The sequence below is a fragment of the Ensifer sp. ENS02 genome, from assembly GCF_014851885.1.
Classification (GTDB): Bacteria; Pseudomonadota; Alphaproteobacteria; order Rhizobiales; family Rhizobiaceae; genus Ensifer; species Ensifer adhaerens.
The window spans coordinates 1-19753 of the sequence record NZ_JACVAO010000017.1; the positions used below are offsets into that span (position 1 = coordinate 1).

Genomic DNA, 19753 nt, shown 5'->3' on the forward strand with positions numbered 1-19753 from the left:
CGGAGCGGCAATCAGAACACGATGAGACCCTTGCCAGCGACAATCAGCATGATACCTTCATGCCGACCGCGACATAAGAGTCTCATCCAGATTGTCGCCGCCGTCTCATCCTGATCGCCGCGCTATACTTCGGCCACAAAACTTGGGATCTCATTTGCGTTCATTTCGCGCTTGCTCTCAATCATGACATCCTCGCTTTGAAACGAGAAAGTACTGTGAAGTCGAGCGGTTCCCACAGGGACAAAAACGCTCACCGGAATTCGGAGCAAACGGAAGAATGGCCCCGATGGGGTGTCGGGGCCAGTTGGTATCGTTGGCGCTTCTACGCGGGGAATGGGAGTACCTCCATGAAGCGCTGTAATCCCGGAAAGGATCATTGCCTATCCTCTAACTGCCGCGTGTAAAGTGGTTCCCAGTTGGAAAAGAGACGGCCCCGTCCGGGGAGAGCGGGGCCTCGGCACGGAGGTGCCATGGGCTCCATGCTGGGCTATTAGATGGAGCCTAGCCTAGATCCCGCGGGGGATGGTGGATCGTAGGCAAAGCTAGAAACGCGTACATTTGACAGAGGTTCCAGCACCGAAGAAAAAAAAGGGGCCCCGAAAGCCGATAACGGGACCCTAGGAGGTACGTGCCAAAATCCTGGTGTAAGAGAGCCAGGACGATCTTCAAACCTACGACGTCAGGATTGGTTCCGGCTCGATCTGAAAGCCGAGAGGGGGAGAAAAAATGGCCGCAAACGGCGACGACAGCGCCAAAGCGAAAGGATCCGGTCTAAAGTACCAGAGTCCTTGGCCTTGGTGCGCACGGTTTTCAGTGTCGGTCCATTCGCGGAGATCGGTCCACACAGCGTAGACGGAGAGGACGGTGTGTGTGAACGGTCATCAGGGAAATCATGAGGTTGCGATATGCTGCAGGCAGCAGGATCTGCCAGGCGGCCCCGTAATCAACCTCAAGCGCCCCGACCTCTTCGTATCCTCAGCAATGTTCTCGAAAGCCATGCCATTGGAACATGACCGAGCTGCTATAAGAATGCTCAGACACACTCTGCCACGGCGTAGCCGCCGGTAGGGCTGGATGAAAAGTGCCAGCTACGCTACTATAAAATCGTAGCGGCCGAATTTTCCGTCGCTCGTCGTTTTGATGTCGAGCAACAGGTCTGCATTGAACATGCGGTCACGCCTATTGTCCGGCTCATCGGCAAAATACAGCTGCGTCGTCAGCACGTTCCCGCCCGGCCTTTGGACTTTCACGTGGTAATGCCGGGTGCGACCAGGATACAGCCCAGGCACGATCGTCTCGAACCACCATTTGCCTTCTGCGTCCGTGAATTGATGCCCGCGGAGTTTATATCCGCTGTTGTCGTAGGTGCCGGTCTCATCGGCATGCCATAACTCGATCAACGCTTTTTCTACCGGCTGGCAGTCCTTGGTTAACACGTAGCCAATAAGTGTCATTCTTTCACCGCCCGGTGAATCGCTGGCGAAGTCCTTTTTTTCAGGGCTCTCCGGTGTGAAATACGGGCCTTCGGTCTGTGCCGGCGTCAGATCGTCGTCATCACCGCAATTGGCCGTAAGCGGCAACTCCACGGAAGCGGCGGCTGCATGGCCGAGTCTCGGCAGCACAATCGGCGTGGCGACGAAGCTGATAAGGAAATGTCGCCGGGTCGGCATGGCGCTGTATCTCCGAACAAGGAAGTCAAGATCGTTGCGGGTCCATTGGGCAGAAGTGGGGCGGATATTACCAGATTTCGCGACCAACAACGTCATCAGGCGAATGCCGCTGCTGAAGCGTCGCCGGTCTACAGGGTTTGCACGTAAACATCTGGTGTCTGACTTGGAGCAGCAGCAATGCCGTTCCATTGACGCCGTCTGCTTTCTAGCGGAAGTAAGCTTCGTCGCCTTCATGTCTCGGCGAAACTGCGTTTGGCAAAGCATCCTGTCTTTATTCTGGGCTACGGGCACCGCGAGTTTCTCGACGCCCTGGCAGCTGCGCGAGGATCTTGCGAAATGCAGCTGGTGTGGGGTGACCGGCGTCCCGCTGATGGTCGTCCATGTTTCCAGCGGAGATGCGATCGATATCATCGCAGCCGCCCACGCCGCGGCGTGACCTAAATCGACGCTCGTTAGAGCTTCGCCGTCGTCGACTACGGCGTCGAAAAGAAGGATCGTTTCGCTGCCTATAATGCCGTGCCGGGCACGAGACGGATTTTGCGCATCACAGCATCAAAGTTGCCGAGGCTAGACGCGCTGAGTTCCACCAGCAGATCCCACCGGCCGTTCGTCGTGTGAATCTGCGAGATTTCAGGAAAGCCGCCACGCGATTGATCTATCGGTTCTGCTGTCCTTAGAAAAGTGATGGTGGATAGCTCAATGCTCAGCGCCGCCGGCTTAGCCGCCAAGAAGCCCACGGCGCGGTGACCGACTGACTTTCGGGGTTGGAAAGATACAGGACGCAGCGCGGGCAGTGTCAAGGATAGCCTGGCTCGACTTGCTCCGGCTTTCGACGAACCATCATCGCAATTTGTAACTAATCGTTTCAGCCAATCTATTGGCGCAGATTCGGTACAAACCCCTGCTCATCGCGAAACAATCCATACACAAGCAGCGCGTCAACTGAACGCGCTAATAGAAACGGATTTCATGAGGACTGACGTCCCGCCGCAAAAGCGCGACTGCATCTTCGGCTGCACACTCCAACTTCGACAACTGGCCACCACTGGAAAGGGTTCCAAATGAAAATTATGCATAGCATCGCGATCGCTGCCGCGGCGGCTTCAATCAGTTTCGCGCTGGGCGGCGTTGCCCAGGCGCAGGAACTCAAACGGACTGGTCTGGTTCAAAGCGATATCAGCGTGCCGGGCAAGGAAGCGCTTCAGGTCCGGGTAGATTTCCCGCCAAAGGCTGCATCTATCAATCATAAACATCCCGGCGAAGAAATTGCATATGTGCTCGAAGGTACGCTTGAGTACACCCTCGAGGGTCAGAAGCCGGTAACGCTGAAGGCCGGTGAAGCCCTCTTCATTCCGGCGGGTGTTGCGCACATCGCCAAGAACGTTGGCGATGGCGAGGCGTCGGAGCTTGCGACTTACATCGTCGCGAAGGATACGCCGCTTGCTGCCCCGGTGAAATGAGTTCGCTGCGATGGGGGAGCGATCCACTAAGTCTGTTCGTGGCTCGACCGTATGCGACCTGGGTCGACAGGCGCCGCGGCTACAAGAAATGCCGCGACAACCGATCCGCAACGGCTTCGATCATAGAGTGCAGACGAAGAGGCCCGCTGGCTTGCTATAGCCAGGTGGGGTCTATGCACCGCTTACTCAGATGGGAGCACCCCACCGCAAGAACTGCTTGGCGGGGCAACTACACAGACCGTGACTGCCGCTCTGATGCAGCCGGGGGCGCGGGCGCTCCCCGGAAAAACAAGTCATAAAGTTCGGCGACACGTGCAAGCGGATAAACGCTGTCGACCCGGCGCTTGGCCGCTGCGGCGAGCACTGCATATTCGGATGGACGGAGACCCTGCATACGATCCATCGCATCGGCCAATGCGGTGACGTCGCCAGGCGGAACGATGAAACCACTGTCGCCGACTATGACCGCCGCGTCGCCCACGTCCGTCGAAATCACAGGTTTGGCAAAACTCATCGCCTCGGCCACCACATTGGGGAAACCTTCTGTGCGTGACGAAAGTACAAGAGCGTCGATGTCGTGATAAAAACCCGCCATGTCTGAAACATTTCCGCGTAGTTCGATGGCGCTCAAAGGCAGGCCTGCATCAGCGATCATCTGGCGAACGATGGCGCTATCGAGGGTCAGGCCAGATCCAGCAGCGACGAAGCGGATCTCCGGGTGGCACCGGTGGGCATGTGAAGCGGCAGCGAAGAAGGTCGCGTAGTCCTTCTGCGGATGTAACCGACCGGCAATGCCGAATACCAAAGGCCGGCGGGCGTTCACTGGTATTTCCTCTACGAAATCGAAACCATTCGGGATCGTGACGAGGTTCGGATTGCGGTAGCCGAATTGTCGATGCAAATGGAGGGCGCGCGAGGAGTTAAAGACAATCCCCGTTGGCCGGCTCGACAGAAGACGCGTCAAGTGTAGCGCCGTACGGGTGCTCGCGCTGAACGAACTCATGTCGTCCAACGACTGCCTGACGTTCCAGTAAACCGGCACCTCGTGAGCAACCCGCCACGCAGCCACCTGTCCGACGACCATGGCGTGGTACAGCCAGCACATTAATGCATCCGGCCGCTCATTGCGGATGAGCTGGCGAACCGTGAGCACCGATTTCATCATTCCGGCGGTCGACCGAACCTTCAAGGGACGAACATCGAGATCATGATCCGCAATCACCTGCCGATGTCGTTCGGAGACATCCATGAGAGACACGATAATTGGACGTTCGCCTCCGATCGCGCTCGCAAGTCGCAGCAGCATCACCTCCGCACCGCCAGTCCCCATCATGTTGGTTATAATATGCATCACGCGCATTCTTGCCGTTTCCCGCCGTGCTAATTCGGTGCGCCCATTTCGTGCCCCTCCGCTGGTCCGATCATCTCGTGATCTCCGCAGCTACCGGAGGCTTTGATGGGTCTTTCCACATGCCTGACCGTCGGATCGGCACGCTGATCGAAGACCGCGCGATCCTTCGTCAGGACCGCCTCTGCTGCGAGCAAACCCGCGAGCGTAGCCCAGTCGGACCCCGGCCTGTTGACGTGGTAGAGCGTTGGATATCTTGCCAAGCTTCGCAGAAGTGACAGACGTCGCTCCGTCTGCTGCTCGCGCCAACTTGCTGCGGCGTTTGTGCGTTGCAGGCGGCGAACAGAAGAGCCGATCAGTCTTCCCGGATCGACCAGCCCAGCGGAAGCAAGTTCGTTGAGAGTGCGCTCAGTAAGGGCCTGGTCTCCTATTTGGATAATCGGATCGTCGGCCTGGCAAAAATATTCAATGCAGAGGCTCGAATGCCCTGGTGGAACCATTGCCCCGCCAAATGCCGCGTAATTGGTAATGCGCCCGATGGATGTCAGGGGATCGTTGACCTCCAACCAAGCGTGTGGAAACTGTGGTGGTTCGTCAAAAAAAAGATAAACGAGGATAACGCTCCGCCGTGCTTCGCGGCAATCCACATCGTTCGGACCGGCGCCAAGCAACTCCGTAAGCTTCTCAATAGGCAGGCTGGAAATCACATGGCGGCTCGTTCTACTGTGAACAACGCCGGACTCCAAATAGTCGACTTCGAATGAACCGTCCGCCTGGGGTCGGATCGCCCGGACCTCTGCTTGGAACCGTATCCTGCCGCCACGGGCATCAATCTCGCTGCGCAGCGCTTCGAAAATCTGGCCGGTACCGTGCGTGGGGTGACGCCAGGCGGCTTGAGTTTGTACACCTCCGCGTTGGGCAAGTCGTAAGGCCTGTCGCGCAATTTCGAATGATCGGGAGCGTTTCGAGGGGACTTCGTCGTCCATTTGTGGCACGGGCATTTCCACCCAGCGCCGGCCGCGGAATTTCTCCCAGTAGCCCTGCGCCAGCAACTCTGCAAAAACCCGTCCGACGCGACCATGCCAATAGGCCTCGTAGGATTTCGGGGAGCGCATCGCTGCGCAGGCCCAGCCTCCCAGCATCGACAGTCCTCCACGGACCAGCCAGGGAACAGGGATGCCACGCAGAATTCCGCGATATTTGCCAGACAACTCAAGGATGCGTCCGCGATAAAGGCTGCCGACACGATGAGGATACGGACCGTACGCACCGCCAAGCGCCTCGTTCCAAAGTGCATCGACTTCGGGAAACCGGGTGTAAAGTTCCTTGCGGCCCAGATCGACAGTGAACTGACGCCACCTGAATGAACGCATCAATCCACCGACATCGTCATCCCGCTCCAGCACAAGCGGCCGCAATCCGCCGCGACAAAGCGCGAGTGATGCTGCAAGGCCAGATGGGCCTGCCCCGAGCACAATGACGTGTTCATCATTCCTACGAGCACGGACATCGGACATATTGACTCTTTACGTAGAGGAACAGCTCAAACATGCCGACACCAACGCTGCCGTTGGAGGGCAAACCAATAATCTCTCTTGCCGATTTTGTACCATTACAATACCCTGTCAATAAATTCCAAGTTTAATTTAGTTCATTGGAAATGATAGCACATTAAGATGCGACAATGACAAGCATCGCTCGAATTATGTAAACAGAAATACTTATGGGTAAGTCGAATGGGCGACGGGGGAGGCTTTGTCCTGTCTCTGGATTTTGAGCTTATGTGGGGCGTCAATGATTCCCGCACGGTTGCCAATTATGGCCGCAACATCCTTGGAGTGCGCCACATGGTTCCGCGGATGCTTGACCTGCTCGATCATTACGAACTTGGCTGCACCTGGGCGACAGTCGGATTCCTCTTCTGCGACGGTCGGGACGAACTCCTTGCTCGCCTGCCCGCGATCCGCCCTTCCTATCGCAATCCGCGTCTTTCGAACTACTCCTATCTGAACACCGTAGGCGCGGATGAAAGCAAGGATCCCTACCATTTCGCCCCAAGCCTTATTCGCGACATCAGCAGGCGACCGCATCAGGAAATCGCCACGCATACATTCTCCCACTACTATTGCCTTGAAGAGGGCCAAACGTACGAGGCTCTCGCTGCCGACATCGATGCGGCGCTCGATGTCGCTGCTGCCAAAGGATACTCCATCCGCACGATCGTCTTTCCACGCAACCAGGTCAGCGCTGCGGCGCTGGCGGTCTGCCGGGAGGCCGGAATTACGGTTTACCGGGGAACGGGACGCGCAGCTGGCGGCGGAGGTGTCGCTCGCGAAAGAGAAGGCGTTCTTCGGCGGGCCGTTCGGTTTGCCGACAGCTATCTTGAAATGGGGGCCCGACGAGAACTTGGGGTCGAGAGGCATGATGGGATGTGCAACGTCCCGGCAAGCCTTTTCCTGAGACCCTTTTCGCATCGCCTGGCGGCTGGCGAGGGTCTGAAGTTACAACGGATCTTGAACGCCATGCGCCGTGCCGCGCAACGAGGCGGCGTGTTTCATCTGTGGTTTCATCCAGAAAATTTCGGCGTCGACCAGGACGAGAATTTCGCGACGATGTCAGCTATCGCCGCAGAAGCCGCGCGCCTGCGCGAGCGTTACGGCTGGCCGACACTCAACATGGCCGAGGCCGCCGCTTCAGCCGTACGACAAGACACGACAATCCAGGCGGAAGGCAGTTAGCGCTTTGGCACTTCGCAAGCAGCTCGCCGACGTACCTTGGGGGATCGACGCAGTGACAGCAACGGCTCGTGGCAGATCAGAGGTGGACATCCGTTCTCCCCGGATCGCCGTGATTGCGAGCCTCACTTCGTCACTGGTGAATTTCCGGTTGGAGTTGCTGCGTGGTCTTCGGCAGCGTGGCTGCGATGTTTATGCACTGGGACCAGACGACGACGCGGAGACCACCGCTGTGCTTGAAAGCCTCGGCGTTCACTACATCCGCATACCACTGGCCCGAACGTCGACCGGACCAATCGGCGATCTAACAACCTTCGCAGCACTCGTGCGCATCTTTCGGAAAATCCGCCCAGACATCATTCTGCCCTACACCATGAAACCGATCATCTACGGCGGGCTCGCCGCCCAGCTCACGCGCGTACCGCACCGCTTCGCGCTGGTAACGGGCCTCGGCTACGTCTTTGTTGAACGGGTACACACGCTGCGCACGATTGCGCTGCGGTGGTTGAGCGTCAAATTGTATCGCATGGCTCTGAAGGGCGCGGAGCGCGTCTTTGTCTACAACGAAACGGACGCGGCTGAACTGAAGGCGCGCGCGATCGTCGCAGAAGACGTTCTGACGCTGGTACCCGGTTCTGGCGTCGACACTGAACGGTTTGCTGCATGCCCGCCGCCGATCGGGCCGCCGGTCTTCCTGATGATCGCGCGTCTCTTGCATGACAAGGGTGTGAATGAATTCGTGGCGGCAGCAAAGATCCTTCGGATGCGCCATCCGCAAGCCCGCTTCAGACTGCTTGGACCGTTCGATTCCAATCCCGCAGCGATCTCGCGCGACGAAGTCGATCGCTGGGTCGCTGAGGGTGCGATAGAATATCTCGGGCAGACGAAGGACGTACGGCCCCATCTTGCCGATTGCTCGGTTTTCGTCTTGCCTTCCTATAGGGAGGGACTATCACGCACTATTCTCGAGGCTATGGCAACAGGCCGAGCGGTGGTGACTAGCGATGCACCCGGCTGCGCAGAGCCGGTCCAGCACGGCGTCACCGGCTACGTCACCCCGGTCAGAAACATTGATGCTCTCGCGCTTGCGATGGAGAGATTCATCGCCGACCCCACGTTGATCGAAACCATGGGCGCTGAAGCTCGTCGCCGCGCGGAGGAGCGCTACGACGTACATGCGGTCAATGAGACGCTTTTTGCCGGCCTTGGGTTGGACCCGGTGCTTCCTGGGTCGCGGGACAGAAGTCTTCCACTACAGGGAGCAGGTGCCCCGTGAGCGGTTTCCCGGTTCAGGAGCGTATCGCAGTCGTCGGGCTCGGCTATGTCGGACTACCGGTGGCCGTTGCATTCGCACGTGTGGCAGAGCACGTCGTGGGTTACGACATTTCGCGCCGGCGAGTGGAGGCCCTGGGAACCGGACGCGATGACACCGGCGAAATTTCGAGCTCCGAACTGTCCGCTACGCGACTGACGATTTCGAATGATCCCGAATGCCTGGGGAATGCCACGCTATACGTTCTCACTGTGCCAACGCCGGTCGACAAGGCGCAGCGACCGGATTTTACGCCCCTGCTCTCCGCCTGCCGCGCTGTTGCTCCTCATCTGACGCCAGGGGCGATGGTCGTGCTTGAAAGCACGGTTTTTCCGGGCGCAACCGAAGAGATCTGCGGTCCCGAGTTGGAGCACGCCTCCGGCCTGACGTGTGGTCGGGATTTTTTCCTCGGATACTCGCCGGAGCGGATCAACCCCGGCGACCGCGTTCACCGGCTAGAGACGATCGTCAAGGTTGTCGCAGGGCAGAACATGGCGACCCTGGAAAGGATCGCAACCGCATACGGCGCCATCATCCATGCAGGCATCCACCGCGCCAGCTCCATCCGGGTGGCCGAGGCGGCGAAAGTTATCGAGAATACCCAACGCGACATCAACATTGCGCTGATGAACGAATTGGCGATGATTTTTGAAAGACTTGCCATTCCGACGGGCGAGGTTCTCGCTGCAGCCGGGACCAAGTGGAACTTCCTGCCGTTCACGCCCGGGCTGGTCGGCGGACACTGTATCGGTGTCGATCCGTACTATCTGACGGCAAAAGCCGAGGAAGTCGGCTACCGTCCCGAGGTCATCCTTGCGGGCCGCAGGATCAACGATGGAATGGGGCGATTTGTAGCGCAGAAAGCGGTGAAACTCATGGTCGAAATGGGCATTGCACTCAGCACTGCCCGGGTTGGCGTTCTTGGGCTGACCTTCAAGGAGAATGTGCCAGACCTGCGCAACTCGCGAGTACCCGATATTGTCGACGAGTTGCGCAGCTTCGGGATTCGGGCTCTCGTTCACGACCCGCATTGTTCGGCGCATGAAGCGAAACACGAATATGGCATCGCTCTTGATGACCTTTCACACTTCAAAAAATTGCAGGCGCTGATCCTCGCCGTGCCGCACGACACCTATCTCGCCAACGATGGGGAGATCGGCCGGATGCTTGATCGCGGTGGTGTGCTTGTCGATGTCAAGGGAGCGCTGGCCCGCGCGCAGATCCCTGACGATATCAGGCACTGGAGCCTTTGAGGCATCGGACCAGGCAGATATTTGCGACAGCCATTCGTGTTGCGCGCCCGCAACGATCCGACATCAGGAGAGACACAGCAACGCGTCAACTGACTACAGACCGCACAATTGCAGCCTTAACAACGACCAACTACATGACATTTTTCTAATAATAAACTACACTGAGCGCGCCTTTGAGGCACGACCTCAAATTGAATTTCTGTTTTCATCTTAAACCATTGTAACGTATGCAATTTTTTGGCGGGCGTGCCATGGTTGAATTAAGACGTTTTCGCAAATCGCTTTGGCTGTTGATGACCCTCTCGGCGATTTCGGTCGCAATACTGAATTCGCGGTTCATCTTGGTGGATATTCACACCATATTTCATCGAGCCATTGATCACCTCGAGAATGAAAAGTTCGAGCTGTATTTGCACCTTTTTACGGCGCCGGTGCTTCTTGTCGGCGGGGCACTTCTTTTCTTTGACCGGCTCCCGCAACGGTTCCCCACTGTTCACCGCTGGGGCGGCCGCGCGTACATCTTGACAGTGCTTGTCACCTCGATCGCAACGCTGAAGATGAGCCTGAACGAAACCGAGGGGCCTTTGACGGTTTTCGGCTTTGCCGTTCTGTCGATCCTATGGTTCGTCACGGCCGCTCTTGCCTGGTTGCGGGCTGTTCAAGGGCGATATGCTCGTCATGCTGAATGGATGATCCGAAATTACGCCCTGACCCTTACAAATGTGACTTTCCGCGCTGAACTGCATCTATCCCTTTGGCTTGGGGCAGACTTCGACCTTATCTATGAGCCCCTACGATCGCTGCAGTTTGTTCCAAACCTTCTGCTTGCCGAATTGCTGATTCAGACTGCATTTTTCACAAGCCCGAATTGGCGGGACCTGCTTCGCTCCGATGCCTACCGCCGGCGACGAGACAGGCAACTTACGTCTCAGCCGGTGCGAGAGTTCTCAGTTCAAATACCGCCTGGTGACTCGTCATCACCTTAGTCTGCGTTGCGTGCAGCTAACCGAATTGACGTATCTGAACCTCGGTGGACCAGTGAAGTTTGATCAATCGCCTTCCCTTGACCGACTTGCCGCAAATTTCAGCGTTGCGAGAGGCGATAACGTAGAATCAGCACCCGCCATCGCGACGTCCGCGCAGCGAATGGTATTGGCAATTGTTACCGTGATGTTTTTCAAACAGGAAAAGGGCTACGGCTTCATCTCTCCCGATAACGGCGGAACGGACGTGTTTGTCCACGTCTCAGCGATCGACGGGGGGCCTTCTGCGAGACGTCAGAAGGTCAGCTATGACGTCGGCCAGGATCGCAAGACCGGAGAAACGAGAGCCGAGAACTTCAGGGTCTGTCCGAGCCGCCCCATCACCAGGCAGAGCAGCCCTGCCCTCCAGTCAGACCTGCATCAATTCAGCGTTTCGAGGACTTGGCGATGCAAGGCTTCGTTGGCGGCCGCGAGGCACAGATTGCCGGAAGTCAGCGTGAGCGGCCGACCCTGCCAGTCCGTGATACATCCGCCCGCACCCGTCACCACCGGGACAAGGGCGCAATAGTCGTAGGGATCGAGCCTCCATCGATGCTGATGTCGATGCTGCCGTCCGCGACGCGGCCATAGGCCATGCAGCTCCCACCATAGACGCACCACCGCGTAGATAGGCGCAGGCGCTCAACGCTATCCTTCTCGTTTTGCTGGAACGGTTCCGGATTGCCGTTGGCCATGAACGCCTCCGAAAGGAGAGCGGTCGATGCGGTCCGGATGGCAACACCGTTGAGGGTCGTCGCGCGCCCTGACAATCCCAGCCAGCGGTCGCCGGTGACAGGATTGTCGATCAGTCCAAGGACCGGCGTCCCGCCATGCGTCAATGAAATCAATGTGCCATAGACAGCAAGTCCGCCGACGAAAGCCTTGGTGCCGTCAATAGGATCAATGACCCAGACGAACTCCTCCCCCAAACCCTCGGCGCCAAACTCCTCCCCGAGGACCCCATGGCGGGGGAAGCGGTCTGCGATGCGTTCGCGCAGCGACTGCTCGACCGCGCGATCCGTTTCCGTCACCGGGCTCGAATCCGATTTCGCAACGGGGCGGCGCGGGCCGGCCGCAGCAGTGCGCACGATCTGCCGCGCAACATCGGCAATCTCGCTGGCGAAACTGGAAAAAAGCTGAAGCGGCTGGTCAAGCATGGGCGGGTACCCTCCTCAATGTGTTTTGTGCCTCTACGGCCGGTCGCATGTGGCGGGAAAGTCGGGCCTCGATCGCCCGCACCAGGCGCGAGAGCATCCAGGCGACGCAGAGATAGACGAGCGCAGCGGAGATAAAGACTTCGTAGGGAGCATAAGTCCGGGCGACGATCGTATTTGCCGTGCCCGTGAGCTCCATGATCGTGATTGTGCTGGCGAGCGAGGTCGCCTTCATCATGCTGATCATTTCGTTGCCATAGGCCGGCATGCCGATGCGCAACGCCTGGGGAAGAATAACGAGCCGGTAGATCAACAAGGGGCGCATGCCCAAGGCGACGGCCGCCTCCTTCTGACCGGCCGGGATTGCGAGAATGGCGCCGCGCAGGATGTTCGCGGTGTAGGCTGCGGTATGGAGCGCGAGCGTCAGCAGTGCGCAGAACCAGGCTTCACGAAGGACCGGCCAGAAGATGCTGCTGCGAACAATCTGAAACTGCGAAAATCCGTAATAAACCAGGAAAACCTGCACCAGCAGAGGCGTTCCACGGAAGAAGGTGATGTAGCCCATCACCGGGAGCCGGATGATCGGGCGGCCATTGGCTGCGACGATGCCAAGCGGCAAGGCGAGCAGGGCTCCGCAAACAAGGGTCATAAGGAGCAATTGCACCGTGGCCAGCGCACCGTAGAGCAGCGCCGGAACGCTCTCCAACATCAGGGACCAGTTCATGCTGGGGACCTCCTCTCGCCGCGCATCAACCGTCCTTCGAACCAGGCGATGAGGCGCGTGTTTGCCAATGTCAGAGTCAGGTAAATCAGGGCGGCCGTCATATAGAAGGTGAAGGGCTGGCGGGTGACCGAAGTGGCCATCTGCGACAGGCCCATCAGTTCATGCAAACCGACGATCGAGATCAGCGAGGTATCCTTGATCAGCGAAATCCAGTTGTTGCCAAGGCCTGGCAATGCAAAGCGCATGAGCAGCGGCAGACGGATCTTGGCGAACATGACGAACCCCCCGAGGCCAAGCGAGTGCCCCGCCTCGATCACTCCGCTCGGAACGGATTGCCACGCACCGCGCAGGACTTCGGCAGCATAGCCACCGAAGACGAGGCTGAGCGCGAAGACGCCAGCCTGGAGAGGCGGCACCTCGACGAAGCCGAAATCCGCGACGAAGAGGTTGACCGCTTTCGTCAGCGCCACCGTGCCGCCGAAGTACACGATCAGGATGACCAACAGTTCGCGGGTACCTCGCATCACCAGGCTGAAGCCACGGCCAAGGGATGCCACGGCCCGGTTCGGTGACATCTGCGCCAACGCGCCCAGCATGCCCCAGCACAGGCCGACGAGCAGCGAGAGGACTGCCACTTTCATGGTCAAAAGGGTGCCGTGGGCGATCTCGTCACCCCATCCCTGCAATAGATCCATGGTAGTCTCCAAAGAAAGACGGAGCCGTCAAACGGCTCCGTCCGGTTGTGGTCGCGGATTATTTTGCGGAGGCCGGAAGGACGCTGAACGACAAGTATTTGTCGTTAATCGCCTTGAAGTTGCCATCCTTGAACATGGCGGTCAGCGCACCATCGACATTCTTCAGAAGATCTTCGTCGGCCTTGCGGATGCCGATACCGATACCGGGGCCGAAGTAGGACACGTCGTCGATTTCCGGACCGACGAAACCGTAGTCCTTGCCTTCCGGCTTGCTGAGGAAATCGTTGTCGAGCTTGATGGGGCCAGCAAAAATGAGATCGACGCGGCCGGCCTGAAGATCGAGGATCATGTTGTCGACCTTGTCATACTCGGACACGGTCGCCTGCGGATACTTCTTTGCAATGTACTTCGCATAGGTCGACGAGCGCTGGAGGCCGATGGTCTTACCGGCAACGCCTTCCGGGTTCGGCTCACCTGCCTCCGTCACCGGCTTGGCATCCAAGGTCTTTAGTCCGACGAACCGGGCGGCCGACGAGCGGTAGGGAACGGAGAAATTGATGCTCTGCAGCCGCTCCTCGGTGATGGACATCGATGCGGAGATCAGGTCGTACTTTCCGGCGAGCAGGCCGGGGATCATGCCGTCCCAGGCCTGGCAGATGATTTCGACCTCACTGCCAATCTGCCTGCCTATGGCACGCGCGACATCGACGTCGAAGCCTTTGATTTCTCCGTTCGCGTCCTGATATCCGAACGGGGGATAGGTGCAGTCGGCTGCCACTTTCAGCGTCGCGGCCTGCGACGACGTCGCGCCGAGCAGAAGGCCGGCGAAGGTGAATACGATGATCTTTTTCATGGGACCTTCCTTGTCAAAAGGCTGCGTTTTTTCGGCATGGAACAGGGCAGCTGCTTTAGGCGGGCGGCTGCATATGAGGTGTCGCTGGCGGCGAACTGTGTTCAAAGCCAGCAGCACGTACCTGCTCCGGCGATGCTGGTGAGCGCGACTATCTGGTCATGTCTTTGGATCCGACTTGCATTCTGGCCTCCCTCCAGAACCTGTCTTCTGGAACAAAGGATGGCGCGGAAGCAGAACGAGCTAAAGTACCAATTCCCATAAACTGATGGTACCAGACCGAGCTTCAGGAAGATTTGCCGGCTTTCTCCAGAAACCGCCTCGTGACAAGCTCCATCCGCTGAACCGCCCCGGCCAGCCGCCCGGTGGAGAGATTTCCAAATCCCGCTACGAGACCAAAAAGATCCTTCCGCTCAATGCAATAGGAAGAGAGCGTGGGGTGTCGATCCATGCCCCGCGCAGGAGCCGTGAAAGCTCGACGTCGTCGAAGGGCTCGCGCGCCGTAAGCGTCAAATGGAGACCAGCGTCCAGTTCCGGCACATCGAACACGTCGCCCAGCTTTTCTTTCAGGGACGCGATCATCGCGGTGGCACGATCCCTGTAGAGAGCGCGCGTGCGCCGGATATGAGATGCGAGTTCTCCGCTCGCCATGAAGTCGGCGACCGTATGCTGGTGCGTCAGCGGCGCATAGCAGGAAAGGCTGTCTTGCACTGCCGTGAACGAGGTGATCAGCTCGCGCGGCACGACGAGATAAGCAAGCCGCAGCCCGGGGGCGAGCACACGATTGAAGGAGCTGACATGGATGACCCGCTCGCCACCCTTGCGCGCGGCGAGCGGCACGAGCGGCGTACCGCGCCATCTGATCTCGCTGTTGAAGTCGTCCTCGAATATCCAGCGCTGCGACGTATTGGCCCAGGCGAGAAGCCGTTCAATCGCCGCTTCCGACATGGTTGCACCCGCGGGAAACTGGCCGACCGGCGAAACCAGGATCATCCGGGCATCCGCGGCACGATGCGCGATGTCGTCAGCGTTCAGTCCGTCACGAGACACGGGCACGGGTGTGAGCCGAAGTCCAGCCGAACGCAGAGTGGACAAGAGCGTCGCGTAGGCCGGGTCCTCGACGCCGACAACGTCACCGGCGTCGAGAAGAACATGCGCGACGAGATTGGCAGCCTGAAGCGTGCTTCCCACGACGATGATTTGGTCAGCCTCGCATCGAATACCGCGCGCCTCGCTAAGATAGATGGCGAGTTGTTGGCGAAGCGCCGCCAGGCCGCCGCCTTCGCCATACCCGAGGTCAGAAACCGTGAAGCGTCGCCAATAGTTGGCGGCGATCTTGCCGAACTGCTTGTAGGGGAAGATATCCAGCGCCGGCATGCCAGGACTGAGATCGAACTTGTCCTGGCGCGACCAACTCCAATGCCGTACCGACGCCTCTCTCCCCCGTGCAGACAGCGCAACCGGTAAACTCGAAGGCGGCAGGCCTCTTTCTCCTCCAGGCCGCACCGAGTCTTCTGGAAGGCTCTCTTCCACGTAGAAGCCGGAACTCGGGCGACGCTTGATATAGCCCTCGGCCGCCAAGCGATCATAGGCAATGTTGACCGTGTTTCTCGATATCGCGAGATCTCTCGCCATCGACCGGCTGGCCGGCAATCGGGCGCCGCGCGCAAGCTGTCCGTTGACGATCAGCCGGCGCAACTGGATGAAGAGCTGCTCCTGCAACGTCGGCCCACCGGACTTTTCTCGAACGACCATGGTCCAAACGGGATAATTGAACTGTTTCGCTGAAGCCATCCGAGAAATCCCTGTGCGGAGCCGCGCACTATCTCCCTGCCGGGCGGTATTTCGATCTACGAGACGACGTTGCGAATGAAGCGGACGATCTTCTTTCCGACGTTGCAGTACGAATAATGCTGGGCCGTGCTGTAAGTGACAAACTCGCCCGTGGCATAGTCCTGCGCCTCGCCCGATTGGATCAAACGCAGCGCTCCTTCGACAACGAAAAGCATCTCGTGCCATCCTTCGGGGTCCGGCTCGGCCACGTAGCTGTCGCCCGGGCCGAGGGTCCACAGCCACATCTGTGTTTCCCGCGAGGCCGGCGCTGAACAAAGCAGCATCGCGGCGCTCGCCGGTTGACTTCCGCGCCAGGTGACCTCGTTGATCTCGGCGCGCGTCTCCCTAGACGGATCGCGCACCAACTCGACGAAGTCTACGCCCATCGCGGTCGCCAATTTATCGAGGCTGGAAAGGCTGATGTTCGCGTCGCCGCTCTCGACCGCCGCGATCATCCGCCGGCTGATACCGGATGCATCTGCCAGCGCCGTTTGGCTCAGGCCCGAGGCGAGCCTTAAACGGCGGAGGTTTCCGGAAACGTGGGCCAACACATCGGCCCGGTCTTGACTGTGCAATATATTGCTCATATGGTCCTTCTAGACTACCGGCTTTCACAGCTCAACATATTTCTGTGCGTCTTGCCCTGCATGGGGCGCCAAGGCTTTGGCGTCCATGCAGCGTGATTTCGCACGCCTTTTTGGGATCGTCAAAATGCAGAAATTGGTCGTACTCAACGACGAAGATATCACCCGACTGTTGCCCCGGACAGATGTTCGCGCAGCCCTGGAGCGTATGTTCATCGCGCTTGCCGATGGACGGGCTGTGCAGCCGCCACAGACGTTGAGCCTGTTCCCGGCCGGCGGCGGAGACTTCATCACCTATCCAGGCGTTCTTGGAAGCGATGGTGTCTTTGGCACGAAGCTGTCGCCCTATATCCCCGGCACGAATGGGGCGACCGTTACCGCCTGGACGCTTCTGATGTCGATGGAGACCGGGAAGCCGCTGCTCCTGTGTGATTCCAAACGCCTGACGACCGAACGAACGGCCGCGACCACCGCGATTGCCGCCGATCTGCTCGCCTCGAAGGAGGCAAAGATCCTGACGATCATCGGCACAGGCGAAATCGGCCTCGCGCATCTTCGGCATGCCGCATCGATCCGTCCGTGGCAGGAAATTCGTCTGTGCTCTCCGGATATTGCCAACCGGCTCGGTCTTCCGGTGCAGCTCGAATCTGGCTGCCCGGTGACCACATCCACCTATACCGATACGGCCGCGGCCGGCGCCGACGTGGTCATGCTATGCACCTCGTCCGGCACACCGGTCATTGACGCGTCGAGGTTCGGCGCGGGCGTACTCGTCACATCCATCAGCACCAATGTCGCCAACGCCCACGAGATCGCCCCCGACACGCTCAATCGGTTCGATGTCTATTGCGACTATCGGGCCACCACGCCGGCTGCGGCCGGCGAAATGAAACTTGCCGCGGAACGTGGCCAGTGGAGCATCGATCGCCTTGTTGGCGACCTGCCCGAGCTATTGTCGGGCCGAGCGACTGCCCGGGACACTGGCCGTCCAGCTTTCTTCCGTTCGATCGGGCTCGGGCTCGAAGACATAGCAACCGCCAGCGCCCTGCTTTCCGCAGCACGCAGCTAACCAATTCCAAGACAGCACAGGAGATAGGCAATGAAGATTCGTAATTTCGGCGTCGAGATCTGGATGAACCGCTACGAAAACAGATGCGACTGGAACATCGCCGAGACCTGCGTCGAGTCGCTGACAGTCGCTGAACTCTTGGAGATGGCCGGCAAGACCGACACGATCCTCTCCGAGCTTCTGCCCATGAAGCTAACCTACGGCGCCATCGAAGGCAGCGAACGCCTCCGCAAGCTGGTTGCCGGCCTCTACGAAAAGCAAACTGCAGAAAATGTCGTGGTCACGCACGGCGCCATCGGCGCGAATGCCCTGGTGCACGCAACGCTGGTCGAGCTGGGTGACCGTGTGGTCTCGGTCCTGCCGACCTACCAGCAGCACTATTCCATCCCGGAAAGCTACGGCGCCGACGTACAAATCCTCAAGCTCACGGAAAGGACTGGCTTCCTGCCAGACCTGGAAGAGCTGAAGCGCCTTGCAACACCGGGCACGAAACTCATCGCCATCAACAATCCGAACAATCCGACGGGCTCGCTGATGGACCGCGCCTATCTGGAGAAAATCGTCGAGATTGCCCGCGCCTGCGGCGCGTGGATCCTGTGTGACGAGGTCTATCGCGGTACGGACCAGGAAGGCGACGGAATGACCGCGTCGATCGCCGACCTCTATGAGAAAGGCATCAGCACCGCGAGCATGTCCAAGACTTTCGCGCTTGCCGGCCTGCGCCTTGGATGGATCGTCGCTCCCGTAGAATTGATCCATGCTGTCTCCGTCCATCGCGACTATAACACGATCAGCGTCGGCATGCTGGACGATCATTTCGCAGCAATTGCACTGGAGAACCGCGACAAGATTCTTGCGCGCAGCCAGGCGATAACGCGCACCAACCTCGCCTTGCTTTCCGACTGGGTCGACAACGAGCCGTTGATCTCGTGGATCAAACCGAAATCCGGCACCACGGCACTCCTCAAGTACGATCTGCCCATGTCCTCGGAAGAGTTCTGCATCCGGCTTCTGGAACGTACCGGCGTCATGCTGACGCCTGGCAGCGCGATGGACATGGAAGGGTACGTCCGGATCGGCTTCACCAACAACGGCACCACCCTTCAGGAAGGCCTGAAGCGCATGTCCGAATTTCTTAAGGGCTATCAAACCGCGGCCGCGTGATCAGGGCGGTGGAGATGCAATGTCTCATAATGAAAGGGGAGTGAACATGAAGAAATTGCTTGCCGTGATGACGATTTCGCTGGCAGCGAGTGTCGCCAGTGCGCAAGATCTGCGGGTCGGCACGAGCGCAGATTATCCGCCGTGGGAGTCCGTCGATGCCGCCGGCGAGGTCGTCGGTTTCGACCGCGACGTCGGTAACGAAATCTGCAAGCGCATCGAGGCGAATTGTACATGGCAGAACCAGGCCTATGACGGTCTGCTGCCCGGCCTGCAGGTCGGTAAGTTCAACCTGGTGATCTCGGGCGTTTCAATCAACGAGGAACGGGCGCAGAAGGTCGACTTTTCCGTCGCCTACGCGGACGCCCCAAACGCGATGGTCGTTGCCGCGGGCAGCCTGGTTGCCGAGGCGAAGTCCGCCAAGGATCTGCAGGACAAGCTTGCGAAGGTCGCGATCGGCGTGCAGACCGGCACAACCCATGAGCAGGTGGTTCGCGCCCATTTCCCGGATGCGGACGTGCGCGTCTATGACCGCCCGGACCAGATTGCCGACGACGTTGTCGCGGGACGCATCGATGCCGGCCTGATGGAGCGATCCGCACTGGAGCCGCTTGTGAAGGATCGTGGCGCTGACAAGTTGGTCTATGCCGGCCCGCTCCTGACCAGCGCGGACTTCCCCGAATTCGGCAAGGGACAGGGCGTCGCCATCGCCAAAGGCAACACGGAACTCGCCGCCAAGGTTGACAAGGCCGTGGCGGAGATGCTCGCCGACGGCACGATCAAGACGATCTCCGAAAAGTGGTTCGGCTACGACATTTCCAAGAAATGACGAACACATGAACCACGCGAGGGGGCGAGCAAGCCCGCCTCCTCGCGAGAGGAA

Annotated in this window: 18 protein-coding genes and 2 pseudogenes; 10 read left to right on the forward strand and 10 right to left on the reverse strand. The window is 59.0% G+C overall.

Annotated elements, in window-relative coordinates; genetic code table 11:
- Window positions 1-1088: 1088 nt before the first annotated feature.
- Window positions 1089-1766 carry an intradiol ring-cleavage dioxygenase gene (locus IB262_RS28500; RefSeq protein WP_348646939.1) on the reverse strand — a complete coding sequence of 226 codons (678 nt, stop codon included), beginning with the start codon at window positions 1764-1766 and terminating at the stop codon, window positions 1089-1091.
- Window positions 1767-1773: 7 nt separating this feature from the next.
- On the opposite strand from IB262_RS28500, the gene IB262_RS28505 reads away from it, so the two are divergent.
- Entirely contained in the window at window positions 1774-2106 is a 333-nt protein-coding gene (locus IB262_RS28505; RefSeq protein WP_192494014.1) for a hypothetical protein, read from the forward strand.
- A 70-nt stretch (window positions 2107-2176) separates the two neighbouring features.
- On the opposite strand, the gene IB262_RS28510 is transcribed toward IB262_RS28505, so the two are convergent.
- Entirely contained in the window at window positions 2177-2407 is a 231-nt protein-coding gene (locus tag IB262_RS28510; RefSeq protein ID WP_060539254.1) for an Lrp/AsnC ligand binding domain-containing protein, read from the reverse strand.
- A gap of 324 nt (window positions 2408-2731) precedes the next feature.
- On the opposite strand from IB262_RS28510, the gene IB262_RS28515 reads away from it, so the two are divergent.
- On the forward strand, window positions 2732-3130 hold the full coding sequence (locus IB262_RS28515) for a cupin domain-containing protein (RefSeq protein WP_089045292.1): 399 nt from the start codon (window positions 2732-2734) through the stop codon (window positions 3128-3130).
- A 229-nt stretch (window positions 3131-3359) separates the two neighbouring features.
- Here IB262_RS28515 and IB262_RS28520 read toward each other — a convergent pair whose 3' ends face one another.
- Window positions 3360-4490, reverse strand: coding sequence for a glycosyltransferase (locus IB262_RS28520; RefSeq protein WP_244496871.1), 1131 nt, complete (start codon window positions 4488-4490; stop codon window positions 3360-3362).
- A 20-nt stretch (window positions 4491-4510) separates the two neighbouring features.
- Entirely contained in the window at window positions 4511-5995 is a 1485-nt protein-coding gene (locus IB262_RS28525) for an FAD-dependent oxidoreductase (protein ID WP_192439471.1), read from the reverse strand.
- Between the two features lie 219 nt (window positions 5996-6214).
- On the opposite strand from IB262_RS28525, the gene IB262_RS28530 reads away from it, so the two are divergent.
- The 5 genes and pseudogenes from IB262_RS28530 to IB262_RS28550 all read left to right on the forward strand — a co-directional run.
- On the forward strand, window positions 6215-7216 hold the full coding sequence (locus IB262_RS28530) for a polysaccharide deacetylase family protein (protein WP_063891175.1): 1002 nt from the start codon (window positions 6215-6217) through the stop codon (window positions 7214-7216).
- 82 nt (window positions 7217-7298) lie between these two features.
- The gene (locus tag IB262_RS28535; RefSeq protein ID WP_318267721.1) at window positions 7299-8489 is read left to right on the forward strand and encodes a glycosyltransferase family 4 protein; all 1191 of its coding nucleotides are present in this window, start codon (window positions 7299-7301) and stop codon (window positions 8487-8489) included.
- Complete coding sequence (locus IB262_RS28540) at window positions 8486-9778, forward strand: nucleotide sugar dehydrogenase (protein WP_060608775.1); 1293 nt, start codon at window positions 8486-8488, stop codon at window positions 9776-9778. The genes IB262_RS28535 and IB262_RS28540 overlap by 4 nt, the downstream gene beginning before the upstream one ends.
- A 251-nt stretch (window positions 9779-10029) precedes the next feature.
- Window positions 10030-10764 carry a DUF2306 domain-containing protein gene (locus tag IB262_RS28545; protein ID WP_060608771.1) on the forward strand — a complete coding sequence of 245 codons (735 nt, stop codon included), beginning with the start codon at window positions 10030-10032 and terminating at the stop codon, window positions 10762-10764.
- A 166-nt stretch (window positions 10765-10930) separates the two neighbouring features.
- Window positions 10931-11122, forward strand: a pseudogene (locus IB262_RS28550) (cold shock domain-containing protein); the annotation flags it as partial.
- Between the two features lie 59 nt (window positions 11123-11181).
- On the opposite strand, the pseudogene IB262_RS28555 reads toward IB262_RS28550, so the two are convergent.
- The 6 genes and pseudogenes from IB262_RS28555 to IB262_RS28580 all read right to left on the reverse strand — a co-directional run bounded on the left by IB262_RS28555 (window position 11182) and on the right by IB262_RS28580 (window position 16643).
- Window positions 11182-11957 (reverse strand): annotated as a pseudogene (locus tag IB262_RS28555) (inositol monophosphatase family protein).
- The gene (locus tag IB262_RS28560) at window positions 11950-12678 is read right to left on the reverse strand and encodes an ABC transporter permease (protein WP_060608768.1); all 729 of its coding nucleotides are present in this window, start codon (window positions 12676-12678) and stop codon (window positions 11950-11952) included. Before IB262_RS28560 ends, IB262_RS28555 begins: the two are co-directional and overlap by 8 nt.
- On the reverse strand, window positions 12675-13373 hold the full coding sequence (locus IB262_RS28565) for an ABC transporter permease subunit (RefSeq protein WP_192494015.1): 699 nt from the start codon (window positions 13371-13373) through the stop codon (window positions 12675-12677). Before IB262_RS28565 ends, IB262_RS28560 begins: the two co-directional genes overlap by 4 nt.
- A 58-nt stretch (window positions 13374-13431) precedes the next feature.
- Window positions 13432-14226 carry a transporter substrate-binding domain-containing protein gene (locus IB262_RS28570; protein ID WP_192494016.1) on the reverse strand — a complete coding sequence of 265 codons (795 nt, stop codon included), beginning with the start codon at window positions 14224-14226 and terminating at the stop codon, window positions 13432-13434.
- A 384-nt stretch (window positions 14227-14610) separates the two neighbouring features.
- A complete protein-coding gene (locus tag IB262_RS28575) occupies window positions 14611-15945 on the reverse strand; it encodes a PLP-dependent aminotransferase family protein (protein WP_192494017.1) in 1335 nt (444 codons plus the stop codon).
- Window positions 15946-16073: 128 nt separating this feature from the next.
- Window positions 16074-16643 (reverse strand): XRE family transcriptional regulator, encoded by a 570-nt coding sequence (locus IB262_RS28580; RefSeq protein ID WP_060581641.1) that lies wholly within the window; start codon window positions 16641-16643, stop codon window positions 16074-16076.
- Between the two features lie 124 nt (window positions 16644-16767).
- Between IB262_RS28580 and IB262_RS28585 the strand changes: the two genes are divergently transcribed.
- The 3 genes from IB262_RS28585 to IB262_RS28595 are packed head-to-tail and all read left to right on the forward strand — an operon-like array spanning window position 16768 to window position 19699.
- A complete protein-coding gene (locus IB262_RS28585) occupies window positions 16768-17709 on the forward strand; it encodes an ornithine cyclodeaminase family protein (protein ID WP_192494018.1) in 942 nt (313 codons plus the stop codon).
- A 30-nt stretch (window positions 17710-17739) separates the two neighbouring features.
- Window positions 17740-18873, forward strand: a complete 1134-nt coding sequence (locus IB262_RS28590; protein ID WP_192494019.1) for an aminotransferase — start codon at window positions 17740-17742, stop codon at window positions 18871-18873.
- Window positions 18874-18919: 46 nt separating this feature from the next.
- Window positions 18920-19699 carry a transporter substrate-binding domain-containing protein gene (locus tag IB262_RS28595; protein ID WP_060608755.1) on the forward strand — a complete coding sequence of 260 codons (780 nt, stop codon included), beginning with the start codon at window positions 18920-18922 and terminating at the stop codon, window positions 19697-19699.
- Window positions 19700-19753: the final 54 nt, after the last annotated feature.